General features: G+C 71.4%; 14 protein-coding genes. 12 read left to right on the plus strand and 2 right to left on the minus strand.

Annotation, left to right across the window (positions count from 1 at the left end):
- The 12 genes from P1V51_07945 to P1V51_08000 form a co-directional block, all read left to right on the plus strand.
- Positions 1–1,278: hypothetical protein (locus P1V51_07945; protein ID MDF1562961.1), on the plus strand; the 1,278-nt coding region annotated here is incomplete at its 5' end.
- A 152-nt stretch (positions 1,279–1,430) separates the two neighbouring features.
- Positions 1,431–2,336, plus strand: coding sequence for a TadE/TadG family type IV pilus assembly protein (locus tag P1V51_07950; protein MDF1562962.1), 906 nt, complete (start codon positions 1,431–1,433; stop codon positions 2,334–2,336).
- 6 nt (positions 2,337–2,342) lie between these two features.
- Positions 2,343–4,205: a pilus assembly protein TadG-related protein gene (locus tag P1V51_07955; protein MDF1562963.1), complete on the plus strand. Its 1,863-nt coding sequence runs from the start codon at positions 2,343–2,345 to the stop codon at positions 4,203–4,205.
- The gene (locus P1V51_07960) at positions 4,205–5,296 is read left to right on the plus strand and encodes a pilus assembly protein (protein ID MDF1562964.1); all 1,092 of its coding nucleotides are present in this window, start codon (positions 4,205–4,207) and stop codon (positions 5,294–5,296) included. Before P1V51_07955 ends, P1V51_07960 begins: the two co-directional genes overlap by 1 nt.
- Positions 5,293–6,072 (plus strand): hypothetical protein, encoded by a 780-nt coding sequence (locus tag P1V51_07965; GenBank protein ID MDF1562965.1) that lies wholly within the window; start codon positions 5,293–5,295, stop codon positions 6,070–6,072. The genes P1V51_07960 and P1V51_07965 overlap by 4 nt, the downstream gene beginning before the upstream one ends.
- Positions 6,069–6,920: a hypothetical protein gene (locus P1V51_07970; GenBank protein ID MDF1562966.1), complete on the plus strand. Its 852-nt coding sequence runs from the start codon at positions 6,069–6,071 to the stop codon at positions 6,918–6,920. The genes P1V51_07965 and P1V51_07970 overlap by 4 nt, the downstream gene beginning before the upstream one ends.
- Entirely contained in the window at positions 6,917–7,120 is a 204-nt protein-coding gene (locus P1V51_07975; GenBank protein ID MDF1562967.1) for a hypothetical protein, read from the plus strand. Before P1V51_07970 ends, P1V51_07975 begins: the two co-directional genes overlap by 4 nt.
- Before the next feature lie 9 nt (positions 7,121–7,129).
- On the plus strand, positions 7,130–7,852 hold the full coding sequence (locus P1V51_07980) for a hypothetical protein (protein ID MDF1562968.1): 723 nt from the start codon (positions 7,130–7,132) through the stop codon (positions 7,850–7,852).
- Positions 7,853–7,980: 128 nt separating this feature from the next.
- Positions 7,981–8,817 (plus strand): Flp pilus assembly protein CpaB, encoded by an 837-nt coding sequence (cpaB, locus tag P1V51_07985; protein ID MDF1562969.1) that lies wholly within the window; start codon positions 7,981–7,983, stop codon positions 8,815–8,817.
- Positions 8,818–8,820: 3 nt separating this feature from the next.
- Positions 8,821–9,663 carry a type II secretion system F family protein gene (locus tag P1V51_07990; protein MDF1562970.1) on the plus strand — a complete coding sequence of 281 codons (843 nt, stop codon included), beginning with the start codon at positions 8,821–8,823 and terminating at the stop codon, positions 9,661–9,663.
- Between the two features lie 18 nt (positions 9,664–9,681).
- Positions 9,682–10,563, plus strand: coding sequence for a type II secretion system F family protein (locus P1V51_07995; protein ID MDF1562971.1), 882 nt, complete (start codon positions 9,682–9,684; stop codon positions 10,561–10,563).
- A 10-nt stretch (positions 10,564–10,573) separates the two neighbouring features.
- Positions 10,574–11,953 (plus strand): FHA domain-containing protein, encoded by a 1,380-nt coding sequence (locus tag P1V51_08000; GenBank protein ID MDF1562972.1) that lies wholly within the window; start codon positions 10,574–10,576, stop codon positions 11,951–11,953.
- A gap of 33 nt (positions 11,954–11,986) precedes the next feature.
- On the opposite strand, the gene P1V51_08005 is transcribed toward P1V51_08000, so the two are convergent.
- Complete coding sequence (locus tag P1V51_08005; GenBank protein MDF1562973.1) at positions 11,987–13,180, minus strand: thioredoxin family protein; 1,194 nt, start codon at positions 13,178–13,180, stop codon at positions 11,987–11,989.
- A gap of 70 nt (positions 13,181–13,250) precedes the next feature.
- Complete coding sequence (locus P1V51_08010; GenBank protein MDF1562974.1) at positions 13,251–15,242, minus strand: hypothetical protein; 1,992 nt, start codon at positions 15,240–15,242, stop codon at positions 13,251–13,253.
- Positions 15,243–15,287 lie beyond the last annotated feature (45 nt).

Raw genomic sequence — 15,287 nt, forward strand, 5'->3', positions numbered from 1 at the left:
CTCCTCGCCGCCGATCAGCGGGAGGAGGCCGAGGCCGCGGATCGGCCCGAGGAGACCCTGGCCGCCCGGCAGGTGATGAAGACCCCGGCCCGGGAGCGGCAGGCGGCCGGACGGGAAGAGGCTCCGGCGGGCGCCCGCGCCCGTCTCGCCCTGGACCTCGACGCCTCCAAGGACGCCGAGCACGACGACCTCCTCTCGCCGCGGGCCACCGGAGAGGCCGAGGCCCGGGCCGACGCCGCCACGGAGCGGCCGGCGCGGGCCCTGGAGGAGAAGGCCCAGCCTCTCCAGCCGATGAAGAGCGCGCCCGCGGACTTCGCCGACCGCAAGAACGCAGCCGAGGGCGAGGCCTTCGGCTACCAGGCGGCGCCCGAGGGCGGCGGCGCGGGAATGCCCTCCTCGGTCGGTGGCCTCGCCGGGCGGGATCTCTCCTCCGCGAGCGGGAGCAGCCTCGGCAAGACCAGCACCTCCTTCGACTCCCTCGACAAGGGGGGCAAGGCCGCCGGTGCGGGCGAGGGACGGGGCCTCTACCGGGAGCAGCAGGAGTCGCGCAAGGCCGACTCCGCGCCCAGCGCGGGCGCCAGCGCCCGGGGCCGCATCGAGGAGGCCTTCGGGCAGAAGGCGCCGGCGGCCAAGCAGACCCGCGCCGCGCCGAAGCCCACCGCCGCCCCCCGGGCGCCGGCCGGCCCCTCGATGGCCCCGCCGCCCGCCCCCGAGCCCGAGCCCGAAGCCCTGCGGCCCCGCAAGGCCGAGGCGCGCGCGAAGAAGAAGAGCCGCTCGGCGGGCGACGACGGCGAGGCCCTCCTGGCCGGCGACGCCGTGGCGGCCGCCGACGAGCTGGCGCTGGGAGACGACGATCGGGAGGAGGCCCCCGTCGAGGCCACGGTGGAGACGGCCTCGGCGACCCGGCGCTCGCCCGAGGAGCGGGTCAAGGAGCAGAAGAGCGACCTGATGCGCGCCCAGCTGGACCGGGCGGCCGAGCTGGTGAACGCCTCCCGCTGCGCCGACGCGCTGCCGCTCCTCGACGCCATCATCCATCAGGGGCCGGACACCCCCTGGCGGACCGAGGCCTACTTCTACCGGGGCACCTGCCGCTCCCGGCTGGGGCAGGAGTCGGACGCCCGCAGCGACTTCGCCCTGGCCGCCGCGCAGGACACCGGGCGCTGGTCCCGCAAGGCCCGCAAGCAGCTCAAGCAGCTGGACCGGATGATGCTCGACGCCGCCGAGGAGGCGGCCTCCGAGAGCGCGGCGCCCGCGGCGGCCGAGCCGGCGATGCACTGATCGGCCCCCCGGGGCGGCGTCCCACCTTTCCCTACACCGCGTCAGGCTGACCGATGGGCGGAAAGGGGGGGTGGGGTACGATCCCCTCCAGAAAAACGGGGATCGTGGGAGAGATGAGATTCGACCGCAGATCGCGCCTCACGGGGGCGACGATGGACGAGCGTGCTCAGGCCGCGGTGGAGACCGCGCTCGTCCTGCCGCTGATGCTCTTCCTCTTCTTCGGTCTGCTCCAGCTGATCATGGTGCAGCACGCCCGCCTCATGACCGGCTACGCCGCCTTCAACGCCGCGCGCGCGGGCGTGGTCTGGAACGGCGATCCCTGCATGATGCGGCGGGCGGCGGTGGTCAGCCTCCTGCCCACCCTCGGGGCGACCGACACCATCAGCGGCACCTCGGAGCCCTTCGACCGCCCGCGGCCGGGCCTGATGAAGACCTGGACCCGGGCCCAGGCCCTGGTCTCGACCACCGGGGCGGTGGCGGGCCTGCTCGCCGAGCTGGGCATCCAGAACCCGGGCATCGAGCTGGTCGACGTCGAGGTGCTCAACCCCACCGAGGCGATGCTCGGCCACTTCCACAACGGGGAGCTGCCCTTCGACGCCGTCGCCGGTGACCCGGCCGGGCGGGACTTCCAGAGCCGGCCGCAGATGCGGGAGGCCACCCGCCTCACGATCCGGGTGAAGTACCTCTACCCGATGCGGATCCCCTTCGCGAACTGGCTGGTCTTCTCCAGCTACCTCGCCGCCCACGCCGGGATGAGCCAGACCGGCGCGATCATCAACGCCGAGAACAGCCGCGGGGTCGGCGGCGCCAAGAACCTGACCCAGACCGGGGCGGGGGCGCAGGTCGAGGGAGCCAAGGCCATCGCCGCGGGGGGCGCCGAGGTCGACGCGGAGGGCCGCGAGATCTTCTCCCGGGGTAACCTGGCCCTGCTCTGGCAGCTGGGGCTCTCCTCGGGGACCTGGCTCTTCCCCCTCTCCGCCTCCCACACGATGCGGATGCAGTCGAACTTCTACCAGCGGTCCTTCAACAAGGCCGGCTTCTGCCCGCCCTGGAGCTAGAGGAAGATGATCCGCCTCATCCGGGACTTCTGTGGTGACGAGGACGGTCAGGCGATCGTCATCGCCGCCCTGGGTCTCCTCCTCCTCGCCTTCGCGGTCCTCGGGACGGCGACCCTGGGCAACAGCATCCAGGAGAAGGTGAGGCTTCAGAACACCGCGGACGCCGCGGCCTACTCGATGGCGGCCCTCGAGGCGCGGACCTTCAACTTCTACGCCTTCACCAACCGGACGATGGTCAGCCACTACGTGGCGATCATGACCCTGCAGTCCTACATCGCCGTCGCGGGCTTCGTGATGTCGGCGGTGAACACCGTCCGCCTGATCGTCCGGGCGTTACGAAACTTCTGCGATCCATGGTGTACCAAGCCGCTCTGCGAGGCGGTGAAGGCCATCCCCGGCGTGGGCAACATCATCCGGGTGCTCCAGCAGCTGGTGACCGTCATCGACGACGTCCTCCAGCGGGTGGCGAACACCCTCCAGAACGTCCTGTGGGGGACCCACCGGCAGCCCTCCTATCCGGTGCTCTCCCTGAACCTCGATCGGGTGGTGGGGTGGATCGCCATCCCCTTCTTCCTCTTCATGAACGCGGTCCTCTACGTCGCCCAGACCGCGCTGATGAACGCGACGACCCTGACCCTGGCCGGCGCCGCCGATCAGGTGATCGCGGGGACCTACGACACGATCCGCCCCCGGCCGGATCCCTACACCGCGCCGGGCGTCGCCCTGCTCGCCCGCTCCGCCTTCGAGTGGGATCGCGCCCACGATCCGACCGCCATGAACCTGACGCCCTTCGGCAAGGGCGGGCGCCACGCGGTCAGCGACCGCCTGCGGGATCCGATGGAGTCGGTGGACGAGGGGGTCGCCCGGGCCGAGCGGGTGATGACCGAGATCTCCAACGCCACCCGGTGGAACCGCTTCCTCTTCAACCGCAGCCTCGACGGCACGACCTCGGGGAGCATCCTGGAGGTGGTCAGCCGGGCCTCCTTCGGCCTCTTCGAGTTCCACCTCCACGGCACCACCAAGCTCATCACCGACTCGAAGCCGAGCTGGAACGTCGCGCGCCGCAACAGCTACGATCTCCACGATGTCCGCGCGGGGGTGGACGGCCACGCCCGCTACCCCCAGGGCGGCTCGATGGTCGCCGACCAGTGGATCGACGTGAGCTTCGCCTTCGTCGACTACGACATGACCGAGGATCGCCTCTCGATCCCGGGCAAGAGCTGGCGCTTCTCACCCGGCGTGCGGCACAGCGCCGTGGCGGCGACCCACAAGGAGTTCACCGGCCGCTGGGGCTGGCACTGCGTCACCCACCTGACGCCACCCAACCAGAGCCTCTGCATCATCAAGACCGTGAAGTGCATCTGCAAGATCAAGAACATCTACAAGATCGATCCCGACCTCTCCTCCTGCCACCGGCGGGAGCCGGGGGAGTCCGCCGACTCGAAGGGCAACCATCCCTGGTGGGGCATCTTCCCCTTCATGAAGTTCAACCCCAAGGCGGACGGCTCGCCCCTGGTCGCCTTCCACCAGCCGAGCACCTACGTCTGGCTGACCCAGCCCCCCGAGAACATCGACATCGAGCCGCTCCTGCAGCGGGACGTGCTGGGGCTGGGCGGACACACCGCCACCCACGACACCGGCCTCGACCACGTCACCGAGGGGGGGCTGCCGCCGGGCTTCCACGCCTTCGCCCGGGCCGCGGCCTACTACCACCGCCCGGGGAACTGGCGAGAGCACCCCAACTTCTTCAACCCCTTCTGGCGGGCGCGCCTCGCGCCCGTGCAGCCCGTCCTCTCCGATCTGGTCGGTGATCTGGGCGCCGGCGCGGTCCTCGGGGACGCGCTGGGGAAGAGCTTCATCACCCACTGATGTTCCTGCGTGAGACCATCGACCGCGCGAGGCGGTGCGGGCTCGGCGACGAGCGTGGCCAGTCGGTGGTGGAGACCGCCCTGGTCGTCCCCGTCTTCGTCACCCTGGTCTTCTGGGCGGCCTTCTTCTTCGACCTGGTCGATCTGCGGGTGCGGCTGCAGGAGTCGGCGCGCTTCGCTGCCTGGGAGGCGACGGCCTATCCCCTGAGCGACTACGAGAGCTCGGACCACGACGGGGCCTGGGCCGTGGCCCGGGCCGAGATCGGCGAGGCCTACACCGACCTCTACGCGGACCTCGACTCGGCCGACGAGCAGTCGACCAAAGCGCGGCTGGCCACGGACTTCCTGGTCGAGCCGGCCTCCCTCGACAACGTCGAGGTGCGCATGGCCGACGCCCGGGGCGCGAAGGACGTGCTCCCCTCGGAGGAGCTCTCCGAGGTGGCCGACGTCCTCGGGGGGATGCTCGACTCGGCGCTGGGCCAGGTGATGGACAACCTGGCCTTCAACCGGCGGGGCCTGGTCATGGCCGAGGTCGAGGCCACCGTGCACCACAAGCTCCTCCCCCGCGGCTACCACGCCCGGGAGAACGGCGGGATGTTCTCGCGGGCCCTCTACGACGCGACCAGCTTCCGGATGCGGGAGCGGGCGGCGCTGCTGGCGGACACCTGGGCCCTCCACGACGGGCGCTCCGTGCTCCACGAGGATCGGGACCTGCCCTTCTACAAGCAGATCGAGCGCGGCCACATGCTCGGGGCGCTCTCCTCGGTGCCGATCCTCGAGACGCTGGCCGCGGTGATCGACGCGGTGGGCGACTTCGTCGAGGACTTCTTCGGCATCCCCTCCTTCACCAACGGCCGGCTGGCCAGCCAGAGCTACGAGGCCGGCAACGACAGCGATCGGATCCGCCTCGACACCGACGAGCTCCAGAAGAACTTCCACACCCTGCCGGTGCTCGACACCTGCGGGGGAGGCGGCTGCCCCTACGAGGCCTCGGAGTACGCCCGGACCCTGCAGATGCGCAGCGAGTACTACCTGGGCTGCCCCCTGCCGCAGCACACCCCGGGCAAGTGCGACTGGAGGGACGTCCGGTGAGCGCCCGCCGCCAGACCGGGCCCCTGCGCGCCCTGGCGGTCCTCGGGGTGGCGCTCCTGGCCCTGGCGGGCACCCTCCTCCTCGCCCTGGAGGCGACCCGGCCGGCCGAGGCCGAGCCGCCTCCCGCGGGCCCCGCCTGGGCCGGGCTCTTCCCGGGCTACCCCGGTGCGCAGCCGCTGGTGCCGGTCGCCGACGGCCTGCGGGTCGGCGGCCTCTCGGCGCGGGTGGGCTACCACCTCGCCCCCGACGCGCCCGGGGAGGTCCAGCGCTTCTACGCCGACGCCTTCCGGGCCGAGGGCCTCGCGGTGCAGGTCAGCGAGGGCGAGGCGCAGGTGCTGGGCGTGACCGCCCTCGACGGCGCCCGCCACCACCAGCGCAGCGTCACCATCCTGCCCGGCGGAGGAGGCTCGGTGGTCTTCCTCGGGCTGACCCCCACCGACGTCGCCCCCGAGCCCCTGCCGCCGCTGCGGCTGCCGGTCCCCCGGGACGCCCGCCTCGTGAGCGACTCGGCGGCCCGCGACGGCCAGCGCACCACCCGCACCGTCACGATGGTCTCCCAGCTGAGCCCGGCGGAGGCGAGCGAGCAGGTGGCCCAGCGGATGCGCGCCGCGGGCTTCTCGGGCATCGAGGCGCCGCCCGCCGGGGAGACCCTGATCCTGCGCGGCCGCGCGCCCTGGGGCGAGGAGGTCACCTACACCTTCACCGGCGGCGCCGAGCAGCCCACGGCGGTGGTGGCCATCAGCCGTGCGCCCGAGCCCGCCGAGGTGCGGCCGTGAGCGCGCGCCGCACGCTGGCCGCGCTGCTCCTGCTCTCGGGGCTCCTCTGTCTCCCGCCGGGGCGGGCCGCCGCCGCGCCCCTCGAGAACCTGGGCCTGCCCTGGGATCGGCTCTCGGGGCAGGTCGGCCACTGGGTCCGCTACCGGGTGGGGCGCACCGGCGAGACCGGGCAGTACCTTCGCCTGGCGGTGGTCGGAGAGGAGGAGGGGCAGCTCTGGCTCGAGCTCTCGGTCTCCCACCTCGCCACCGCGGCCGCCCCCGGGCTGGCGACCCGGCTGGCCGTCAGCCGCGGCGCCGACGGCGGCCTGCTCACCCGCCGGATGATCATCAGCTTCAACGGCAGCGCGCCCATCGAGGTCGAGCCGGAGCCGGAGGAGGACGCCGGCAGCGGCCCCTCCCTGGCCGAGCAGCAGATCCCGATCTGCCGCGAGGGCGGCGGGCCCTGTCCGCCGGGCTCGGTGCGCTGGCGGCGCCTCGCGCCGGAGTCCCGGATGAGCCCCCTGGGCTCGCTGGAGGTCGCCCCCCTCGAGCTGACGACCGCCGAGGGGACCCTCCTGCGCTACGAGCTCTCCGAGGCGATCCCCCTCACCGGCCTCCTCTCCGCCGACACGCCGCAGGCCGGGCGCCTCGAGCTCGACGCGGTGGGGCAGGGCGCGGTGCGCACCGTCGGGGAGCCGGTGAAGAAGGTGCCGGGCGATCAGCTGGCGGCGGCGCTCACCTCCTCCACGCCGGCCCTCTCCGCCCTCGGGCGGATGGGCATGCTCCTCGATCCCGAGGCCCGGCAGGCCGCCCGGGAGAGCGCGGCGGCGGAGGCGGCGACCGCGAGCGGCAAGGGGGTGACGCCGTGAGCGGGCTGCGCGCGCTGCGGGCCCTCGCCGGCCGGTGGAGGGAGGAGGCCGGCCAGGCCGCCGTGGAGTACGGCGTGCTGACCTGGGCGATGCTGGTCGGCCTCGCGTTCGGGGGCTACCCGATGTTCATCGGGCTGCTCCACGCGGTGCAGATCTACTTCGACTCCTTCTTCCTGGTCCTGCGCCTGCCCATCCCCTAGAAGACGCCCATGCGCCGCTGGCTCCGCCTGCTCGTCTATCTGGGCGTCGCGTGCCTCGCCCTGGGGCTCGCGCTCCTGCGGCTCATCCCCTGGGCGCGGGTCCTGGTGGGGCCGATCAGCGAGCGGGAGGGGCTGGCCTCACCCTGGCCCTGGCTGGTGATCGCCCTCGTCGCGCTCGGCGGCCTGGGCTGGCTGGTGGCGGACCTCGGCCTGGGGCTGCGGCGGATGCCCGCCGTGGTCTCGGCGCTCAGCGTGGGGGCGATGGCGCTGGCGGTGCTGCTCTCCCTCGCCGAGGCGGGCGCGGGCGTGCGGCCCTGGTCGCGGATCTCGGACGCGCCGGCGAAGGTGCAGGCGGTGAAGGCGCTGGGGCTCCTCGGAGGCGCCCTGGGGGATCACCACCGGGAGGCCGGCCGCTTCCCGGAGGACCCCGCGGTGCTCGCCGAGGCCCTGCGGGAGGAGGACGGCCAGCCCATCCTCTCGGCCTACCTCCATGCCGCAGCGCGTCGTCAGCCGCTGCGGGTGGAGGTGCGCGAGGGCGCCGGGCCGCTCACCCGGGTGCCCGAGGGGATCCTCCCCGGAACGCTCCTGGCCGTGTTTTCACCGGGCCGGGAGGCCTACTGGCTCACCGCGGTGGTCGGCGAGGGGGTCCCCGCGCGGGCCGAGATCCTCGCCGGCGAGGAGGGCAGCCCGGTGATCGTCAGCAACGTCCCCCGGGGCTGGGCGCCCCCGTGACGAAGTAACGGCCCGGTAACACCCAGGGGGTGGTTCCCCCTGGCCCCCACCCTTGGCGTATACTGGCACCTCCCTCGCCCGCCACCGTGGGTGAGAATGCTTGGGACATTTGAGAGGAGCTAGATTCCATGCTCAAGGGACGACTTCCACTCGTTATCGCGCTGGTGCTCGGCGTGCTGGCCGGGGCCTTCGCCTGGATGACCATCGAGCGCAAGAAGAAGGAGGTCCAGGAGGGCTGGACCCTGAAGCCGGTCATCGTGGCCTCCCGGGACATCCCCGAAGGGACCATCCTGGACTTCGACATGATCCAGCAGCGCCGGATCCCGGAGCAGTTCGTGACCGGGTCGGTGGTGAAGCCGGAGTCGGCGAACCACGTGGTCCAGCAGAAGGTGCTGGTGCCCCTGCAGCGCGGTGATCCCGTGCTCTGGTCGCACTTCGAGTCCACCAAGGGCTTCGAGAAGCTCTCGACGGTGGTCCAGACCCGCTTCCGGGCCGTGAACGTTGCGGTGGACGACAACCAGGCCGTCGGTGGCTGGGTCCGCCCGAACGATCACGTCGACGTCCTGGGGACCTTCCGGAACCCGACGACGCGCGAGCTCGAGACGATCACCCTGCTCCAGAACGTCATCGTCCTGGCGACGGGCAAGATCACCGGCTCGACCAACATCCAGCTCGTCCCCGAGGCGGAGCGGAAGTACAAGACCATCTCCCTCCTGGTTCTGCCCCAGGAGGCCGAGATCGTCGCCCTCGCGTCCGAGATGGGCAAGCTGACCCTCTCCCTGCGGAACCCCGAGGATCTGGAGTTCGAGCAGGAGCGCAGCCGCGCGACCCTGCAGACCCTGATCACCGGCGAGCGCACCAAGGCGCTGGGGACCAAGCGTCAGCGGATGATCACCGTCATCAAGGGCGGCAGTGGCGAGACCTCCTCCTCGTCGGCGGCGGTCGGCGGCGGCGAGATGGAGTAACCCATGTCGATCGTCGTCTTCCTCCTGGTCACGGGATCCGTCTTCTTCTTCACGCTCGTGATCGCGTCGGTGCTCCACCGCGCGTACGAGTCGTACCAGGAGCGGTACGTGACCCAGGACATGCAGAGCTTCACCGAGGTGCTCCTCTTCGTGGACGCCCGGTCGCTCTTCGTGCTCGCCGTCTGCCTGTCGGCGATGATGGTGACGATGGGCCTGGTCTTCTTCGGCTGGCTGATGACCCTCTTCATGGGGGTCGCCGGCTTCGTCACGCCCATCCTGATGGTGCGCTTCTACCGGAAGAAGCGGCTGCAGACCTTCAACACCCAGCTGGTGGATGCGCTGCAGGCCATGGCCAACGCCTTCAAGGCCGGCCTCACCTTCCCGCAGGCCATCGAGCACGTGGCCCGGGAGGCGCCGAACCCGCTCGGCCAGGAGTTCCAGCTCTTCGTCAAGGAGATCAAGCTGGGCGTGCCCCTCGAGGACGCGCTGGTCAGCATGGCGGGCCGGATGGACTCCGAGGACCTGGAGCTGGTGGTGACCTCCACCAACATCGCCCGGCAGCTCGGCGGCAACATGGCCGAGATGTTCGAGACGATCAGTGGCACCATCCGCGAGCGGTTCCGGCTCGAGGGCAAGATCGCGGCGCTCACCTCGCAGGGCAAGATGCAGGGGTGGATCGTCGCCTCGATGCCCCTCGCGCTGGGCGTCGCGCTCAACTACATGCGTCCCGACCTGATGGAGCCGATGATGAATCATCTCTTCGGCTTCGTGCTGGTCGTGGCGATCATGATCATGGAGGCCATGGGCCTCTGGCTGATCATGAAGATCGTCAACGTGGACGTCTGATCGGGAGGAGATGCACCAATGACGACGATCATGGGAGCCTCCGCCGCGCTGATGGGCGCGGCCGCGATCTTCCTTCTGGTGACAGGGGTCTACGAGACCTTCCTGAAGCGCTTCTTCGCCGAGGTCGGTGAGCAGGACGAGTCCTCCTTCCTCAAGAGCATGCAGAAGGTCGTGCTCTCGAAGCTGGGCGTCATCAACCGCCGCTTCATGAGCGACCGCTTCGAGGCTCGAACCCGGCAGAAGCTGCTCAAGGCGGGAGATCCGGCCGACCTTCAGCCCGAGGAGATCATGGGCCTGCAGGAGATCGGCGCCGTCGCGGGGCTGATCATCGGCATCTACGTGGCCGTGCTCACCGGCTGGACCCTGGCCCTGGTGATCTTCCTGGCCTTCTTCGGGTGGCTCTACCCCCTGATCTGGCTCAACGATCAGGTGAAGAAGCGGCACTTCAAGATCACCCGGGCGCTGCCCTACAACATCGACCTCCTCACCCTCTCGGTGGAGGCGGGCCTCGACTTCACCGCGGCGCTGGCCAAGGTGGTCGAGAAGGGCAAGCAGGGCCCGCTGGTCGACGAGTTCGCCCTCGTGCTGAAGCAGCTCAAGATGGGCAAGACCCGCGAGGAGAGCCTCAAGGCCCTCATCGAGCGGGTCGATCTGCCGCAGCTGACGAGCTTCATCACCGCGCTGATCCAGGCCGACCGGATGGGTACCAGCATCGGCAAGGTGCTCCGGATCCAGTCGACCCAGATGCGGATCGAGCGGACCCAGCGCGCCGAGAAGCTGGCGAACGAGGCCCCGGTGAAGATGCTCTTCCCGCTCATCGCCTGCATCTTCCCGACGGTCTTCGCCGTGCTGTTCGGGCCGATCATCTTCCAGTTCATGTTCGGCGACGCCGGGATGTAGGAGCGCTCGGATGGGCTTCACGCTGAAGGTGACCGCCGGACCGGGGGCGGGACAGTCGCTTTCCTTCGACCAGGCCGAGGTGACCTTCGGCCGTACCTCGGACAACGACGTCGTCCTCTACGATCCGAACGTCTCTCGTCGGCACTTCCACATCGTGCAGAGCGGGGGGGGCTACCTCCTCGAGGATCTGGGCTCCTCCAACGGAACCCAGGTCAACGGGCACGGCGTGCAGAGCCACCCGCTCTCCAGCGGCGATCAGATCTCCGCGGGGGACGCGGTCTTCGTCTTCCAGGAGGCGGGCGCCCGGCGCTCCGCGCCTCCGGCCCGCCGCTCGCGGGGGGGAGGCGAGGCGCCGGCACCGGCACCTCGCGGGGGTGCGGCGCCGGCCGCCCCGCGTAGCCGTGGCGGCGCCGGTGGCGTCCCGGCCCGGCGGGGCGCCGAGGGAGGGGACCAGGCGCTCTCCGCCCGGGAGCGCTTCAAGGCCCGGCAGGCCGAGTCGACCCCCATGGGCAGGGCCAAGGCCTGGTACGGGCGCCTGGAGCCCGGCAAGCAGAAGCTGGTCCTGGCCGGCGGCGGCGTGGCCGCACTCCTCCTGGTCCTCGTCATCGCCTCGGCGGGCGGCGGCGGCGGCGCGGTCTTCCAGAAGGACTGGAGTGACGACGTCCTCGAGCTGGCCGGCCCGGTGACCACCACCACCTTCGGGCTGGGGGTGAAGGACGCGAAGCTCGCCCGCTACCAGGTGAACTTCAAGTTCCGCTACCTCGATGGCCGGGCCACCCTGGTCTACGACATCGGCTGGATCGACAGCGATCAGGAGGTCGAGATCCGCCTCAACGAGGAGCGGATCGTGGGCTACGCCCCGATGGCGCTGAACACCTGGGAGGAGACCATCGAGGTGATCCTCCCCCACGACGCGCTCATCCAGAGCGACTTCAACACCCTCACCTTCGACAATACCCGCAACCCCGGCGAGGGCCCCGACGAGACCTGGGCCGTCCGCAACGTGCGGGTGATCGAGGATCCCCTCCCCGAGCCCGATCCGGTCATCGCCCAGCAGCGCTTCGACATCGCCAAGGATCGCTGGGAGAAGCGGCAGATCGCCCCGGAGAACCTCTACGAGGCCTGCCGGGAGTTCCAGGCCACCCGCGACTACCTGGAGCGGATGGACATGAAGCCGCCGCTCTACGACGCGGCGACGAGCCGGGCCAAGGAGTGCAAGAAGGAGCTCGAGAGCGCCTGGCGCAAGATCAAGTTCTCCTTCCTCAAGGCCGTGGAGTTCAAGGACTACCAGCAGGCCGAGGGCCTCCTCCGGCAGGGGCTGAAGTACTTCCCCGACGAGGGTGATCCGAAGAACCGGATGATCAAGGAGAAGCTCTCGGCCTTCGAGTAGGCCGGGCTTCTCCCCGAGACGCCGCGCCTCGCGCTAACCGTCCTTCGAGACGGCGTACTCGAAGCGCGTCACCTGCTGGCCGTAGTAGGGCTCCGAGGGGTCCGCGGCGGCGGCCTGCTTCGCGGCCTCCAGGGCGGCCTTCCAGTTGCCGAGGGCGCCCTCGAGCTCGGCCAGGGTGTCCCAGAGGGCGCCGTTCTGCGGCTCGGCCTCGAGGGCCTTGCGGGCGACCTCCTTGCCCCAGTCGAGGTGGGCCCGCTCCCGGTAGCAGAACCAGGCCACCGTGTTCGCCGCCTCGGCGCTGTGCTTCTCGGCCGTGAGGTAGGACTGCAGCTTCTTCTTGGCCTCGGCGGACTTGCGCGAGCGCTGGAGGGCCACCGCGATGTGGTAGGGCGCCTCCCGGGCCTGGCTGCTCTCCGGGAACTCCCGCTCCAGCGCCTGCAGGATCTTCAGGGCCCGCCGGTTGTCCCGCCGGCCCCGCAGGAAGAGGTACTTGCCGAGCACCAGGTAGGCCTGGGCCGCGAGGCCGTCGATCTTCTCGCGCTCCTCCTTCGAGACGAGATCCCCGGCGAGCTGCGCGCCGATCGGGCGGGCGAGGGGATCGCCGGTGAGGAGCTGGAGGGCGGTCGCGACCTTCTTCTCGCGGGCACCCTGCTCGAGGAGGCGCTGGCGGGCCTCGAGGATGCGGGCGAAGTGACGGTAGGCGTTGCCCGCGTCTCCGCGCACGGCGTAGCGGGTCCCCACCTCGAGGGCGGCCTCGAGATCGGCCGGCGCCTTCAGGGCCTCCTCGGCCGCGCTGTCGAGGGTGTCGCGCCCCTCCCGGTAGGCCTCCATCGTCGCCGCGAACGCCGCCGGCTCGACGTAGCCGAAGATGCGGTCGATCTCCTTGCCGGAGGGATCCAGGAAGAGCACCGTGGGGAAGCCGACGACGTGGTAGCGCTTGGCCACCTCGAGGCCCTCGCCCAGCTCACCGTCGAGCTTCACCGCGATCCAGGCCTTCGAGGACTCGAGCACCACCTCGTCGGTGAAGACGTTCCGGTCCAGCAGGTGACAGGGGCCGCACCAGGTCGCGTAGACGTCGACCATCAGGGGCTTCTTCTCGGTCTCGGCCCGGGCGAGGGCCTCGGCGAAGCTCGAGTCGACCCACTGCAGCGGGCTGGTGCCGGCCCGGGCGAGGGCGGGCAGGCAGAGGGCGGCGAGGAGGGCGAGCCGGGGGGCGAGGCGCGCCATGGCGCTTCTCCTTCTCATCAGGCACCCCGGCCCCTTCCAGGGCCGGGGGCGGGGCAGGGTGGAGCTACCTTCAGGGCGTGGTGAGGACCACCCCGAGGTCGGTGAAGAGCGGGCCGATCCGGGCGCCCCGGAGGGTCGCGTGGCTCACCCGCAGCTGGCCGCCGGCCAGGGCGATGTCCGCCCAGAAGCCGGCCGAGCCGTCGGTGACGAGGTCGCGCCGCGTCCAGGTGCCGTCGGTGGCGCGGGAGGCGAGGACCAGGTTGCCGCCGGTGCCGTCGTGGTAGGCGACCAGCCACTGGCCGCCGTTGAGCACCAGGGCGTTGTCGGAGCCGACCAGGGAGACGCCGTTCGCGCTCGGATCCCGCAGGCCGTCGTCCACGACGCCGTTGTCGACCGCGGCGCCCGCCGCGGTGACGGTGTTCCAGAGGACGCGGTTCGTGCTGTCGTCCCGGTGGATGATCACGTACTCGCCGGCGCCGTCGAGGGCGATGGCGGGGAAGAGGCCGACGACCTCGCCACCGCCGCCGGCCACCGTGCTGCCGGTGCCCGCGCTGGCGGTCGAGGGATTGACGCCCACCGCCAGATCCAGCGTGCCCCGGATGCGGTCGTGGTAGGCCACGGTCACGCTGCCGGCGCTGGTCACCCAGAGGGCGGGCATCAGGCCGACGCCGACCGGCAGGTCGTCGAGGGCGCTCGCCGAGAGCTCCTCGGAGCAGGCCGCGGCGCCGCCGTCGTCGACGCAGACCTCGCCGCTCGCGCAGGCCGGAGCGCAGTCGGCGCGCTCGGTCTGGCAGGCCGGGCCCGCGCCGAGGTCGGCGCAGAACTCACCGGTGGCGCAGCCGGCGGGGCAGGGCGGCGGCGGGGCGTTGCCCGCCTCGACCGTCACGAAGTCCCAGTCGGCGGCGGCGCCGGGGGTGGCGCTCTTGGCCCGGGCGACCTTCAGGGCGGTCGCCAGCGGATCGGAGTCGCTCTCCTTCTGGAAGTAGGCGATCACCGGGATGCCCGAGCCGTCCACGGCGATGGCGCTGTAGCGGCCCACGTCGCCCGCCTCGTCGACGGTGTGGAAGGTCCAGGCGCCGGCCGAGCGGCGGGCGTAGCGCAGGGCGCTGTTCTCGACGTCGTAGTAGCTGACGTGCACGACGTCGCCGGAGGCCACCGCGATGTCGGTGTAGCGGCCCACCTCGGGGCCGGGGTCGGCGATGCCGCCGCGCGGGCCGTTGGGATCGGCGGTGGGGGTGCCGCCGGCGGGCAGGCCGTCGATCCAGGTGGTCTCACCCCGGGTGCCGTCGGCGCCGAAGGCCACGACCACGAGGTCGCCGTGATCGCCCTCGTAGGCGGAGACCAGGGCGCTGCCGTCGGAGAGGAGGCCGAGGGCCGAGTGCCTTCCCACGTCCCGGGCCGAGAGGGGCGGCAGGGCGAGGCAGTCGCAGGTGAGATCCGCGACGGTGCAGGCGTCGTCGATGTTGGTGTGATCGTCGAAGGCCAGCAGGTAGCCGGCGTCGCAGGTCTGGGCGCAGCTGCTGTTGTCCAGCGGCGCGGCCTGGCAGCGGTTGTTGGAGACGCTGCAGACCTGACCGAAGGAGCAGGCACCACCGCAGGGGTTCTCGCCCACGCAGAAGCCGGCGAAGCAGGTGAGGCCATCGGCGCAGGCGCCGTCGGTGCAGAGCTCGAAGGTGCAGACCTGGGAGACCACCGGCTCGTTGTTGCACGCCGCCGGTCCGAGGCCCCCGGTGGTGTGATCGAGGCACTTCTGGCCGGCGACGGTGCAGTCGACGTCCTCGGAGCAGGCATCGTAGCGATCCACGCAGACGCCGTTGCGGCTGCAGGTCTGGCCCGGGCAGCACTCGGCCTCGCCCTCGTCCTCGCAGAAGCGGGCGCCGGGGCAGCAGGTGCCGTCGAGGCAGAGGTAGCGGGCGCCGAAGCGCTCCATGCACTGATCGTTGGTCGTGCAGCTGTCGCCGATCCCCGCGTCGACGAGGCCCTCCCCCCGGCAGTTCGAGCAGCCGGTGAGGCCGACGAGGATCGGAATCAACAGGATCCAGAGCGTTGCGAATCGCGTCACGGTTACGGTCCCTTTCCCTCTCTTGGGCCGGTCGGAAGGCAGACG

Source organism: Deltaproteobacteria bacterium (assembly GCA_029210625.1).
In the GTDB taxonomy this organism is placed as follows: Bacteria; Myxococcota; Myxococcia; order SLRQ01; family SLRQ01; genus JARGFU01.